Origin of the sequence: [Pseudopropionibacterium] massiliense, from assembly GCF_900607225.1 — a bacterium.
GTDB lineage: Bacteria > Actinomycetota > Actinomycetes > Propionibacteriales > Propionibacteriaceae > Arachnia > Arachnia massiliensis.
Window position 1 is genome coordinate 1 of the sequence record NZ_LR027846.1, and the last position, 2,072, is coordinate 2,072.

Here is a 2,072-nt window from a genome sequence, read left to right on the forward strand (position 1 = left end):
GGCGAAAGCATGGGGGGTTCCTTGGGGTGTGGGTGGCGAGGATAGAGGAAGGTCGACGAGGGACGCGGGAGCGTCAGCGACAGGCGGTCAGCGCATGCGGGCAGGCGTGGCGGCGACAGAGGCATGCATCTGCACATCCTCGCTCGACGATCGCGGTCTGCTCACCAACGGGCTGGGAGTGTCATCGACTGAGGATTGAATCAGGGATCCAGAAGTGATTCAATTGTCTCATGGATCCAAACCTGAGCACGGCGATCGAGAGCGCCCGCAAGGCGGCGAGACTCTCCCAGCGGACCTTGGCCGCTCGCACCGGGATCTCACAAGCCACACTGAGCCGCATCCTCAGCGGCGACCGCACGGCGAAGATGCCGGAGATAATCTTGATCGCTGACGCGGTTGGCTGTACCGTCGCGCAACTCACTGGCACTGACGTCGCAAGACGTGTCGAATGCGCGGCTCGCTCCACAAACGGCGCGAGCATGGACTCCATGCGGCAGCGGCTCATTCACTTTCTGGAACTCGACGCCTATCTCGACGACCAAGGAATCCTGGTCCGGTGAGCCGTGCCGAACAACAGGCCAAAACAGCCGCTGAAGACTTCAGACGCAACCACCGCCTAGGCCGCCAGCCGCTGGGAGACCTCGTGGCATTGATCGAACGGGTCACTGGCTACGACGTCGCTATCGTGTCTGCCGCGTCAGACGAGCACGGCCTGACCATGCGCGACCCGGCGCGAGAAGCGGTATTCATCGGGGTGGCAGCCACTGACCACCCGATGAGGCAACGCAGCTCGCTAGCTCACGAACTCGGCCACGTGGTATTCGGCGACTGGTCACCCCCCGAAACCCTCGGGCCGCGCACACTCGAGGAGGTCCGCGCCGACTCCTTCGCCCGCCATCTCCTGCTACCGCTCGAAGGGGTCAGCGGACTGCTGGAGGAGCGGAGGCAGCCGACCGAGGCCGACCTATCGGACATCGTGCAGCACTTCTTGGTCTCGCCCGCCATCGCCGCCATCGCCATTCGAGACGCTGGTTACATCGACCAGGCAACCGCTGAGCGATGGATGAAGCGCAGCACCCGGCAACTCGCCACGCGTTACGGTTGGGGCGATCAATATGCCTCACTGCAGGCCACATCGGCCACCCTGCGGGCACCACAGGGTCTCCTCGCTCGCGCCATCGAGGGATACGCAGAAGGGGTCGTGACCGCCCAGACCATCGCGACCCTGCAGGGCGTCGATGTTGATCGCGTGATTGCGGAGCTTGAGGAGGCAGGCGTAAACCCCTCTTCTCCGGAACCGATCGACCTGAGCGCCGAATGCTTGCCACCGGTTGAGGTTGACCTTTCCATCTTGGAGACCATGACGTGACAAGCCGCCCTATCATGGACGCGGGCCCGGGCCTCAACTTCTTTTCGCTGAACAAGGAGCGCCTGCTTTTCAGTGCTCTTGGGCCACTGAGCGTCCCAGAAGCCGTAAAGGAAGAGATCCTGAGGAAGGCTCAGAAGGATAGCCGCTTCGCCGCTTCAGAACTCGTATGGCGGAAATTGCCTGAGCGGCTCATGAAGGTCCTGTCAGACGACCCCACTGATGATCTCGCCGCCACTGTGCTGCGTATCACCAAGACGCCCATTCAAAAACGAGTCCGGACCCCAAAAGACCTTGGTGAGACGATGGCCATCGCCCACGCCGCTGTCCTGGCGGACCAGGGAACCGATGTCATCGTACTGATGGACGACAGCGGTGGACGAAGTCTCGTCGCTCAAGAACAGCGACGCCTCAAACGTCGTCGCGCAGCTGGCCAGACCGCGGGCCAGCTCCACCTGATCAGCACCATCACCGTCCTGGAGCGGGCCGCAGGCGGGCAGCACCTGCCTACCCGCGCCGCGCTGCGAGACTTATACGCACGCTTGCGAACTCTTGACGATGCCTTGATCCCACTTGACCGTATAGCAGTCTTGAAACAGGATGTCGTTTATAGGCGGTACGGGAATTTCTTCTTTCGTATGTAGGTTTCGAATGCGTTTCGGGTGTCGGTGAAGTGGGGGCGTTGGAGGTTGCTGATGTGGGTTTT

3 protein-coding genes are annotated in these 2,072 nt (G+C 62.0%); all 3 read left to right on the forward strand.

Annotated elements, in window-relative coordinates; translation table 11 throughout:
- Nucleotides 1–230: 230 nt before the first annotated feature.
- The 3 genes from E0E39_RS15570 to E0E39_RS15580 are packed head-to-tail and all read left to right on the forward strand — an operon-like array spanning nucleotide 231 to nucleotide 2,010.
- Nucleotides 231–560, forward strand: a complete 330-nt coding sequence (locus E0E39_RS15570; RefSeq protein WP_130875765.1) for a helix-turn-helix domain-containing protein — start codon at nucleotides 231–233, stop codon at nucleotides 558–560.
- A complete protein-coding gene (locus E0E39_RS15575; protein WP_245988521.1) occupies nucleotides 557–1,369 on the forward strand; it encodes an ImmA/IrrE family metallo-endopeptidase in 813 nt (270 codons plus the stop codon). The genes E0E39_RS15570 and E0E39_RS15575 overlap by 4 nt, the downstream gene beginning before the upstream one ends.
- 14 nt (nucleotides 1,370–1,383) lie before the next feature.
- Nucleotides 1,384–2,010 (forward strand): PIN domain-containing protein, encoded by a 627-nt coding sequence (locus tag E0E39_RS15580; RefSeq protein WP_207302573.1) that lies wholly within the window; start codon nucleotides 1,384–1,386, stop codon nucleotides 2,008–2,010.
- Nucleotides 2,011–2,072 lie beyond the last annotated feature (62 nt).

Excerpts from the sequence above, each read along its gene's own strand:
- E0E39_RS15570 (WP_130875765.1), top strand. The coding sequence starts at position 231 with ATGGATCCAAACCTGAGCACGGCGATCGAGAGCGCCCGCAAGGCGGCG.
- E0E39_RS15580 (WP_207302573.1), top strand. The coding sequence starts at position 1,384 with ATGGACGCGGGCCCGGGCCTCAACTTCTTTTCGCTGAACAAGGAGCGC.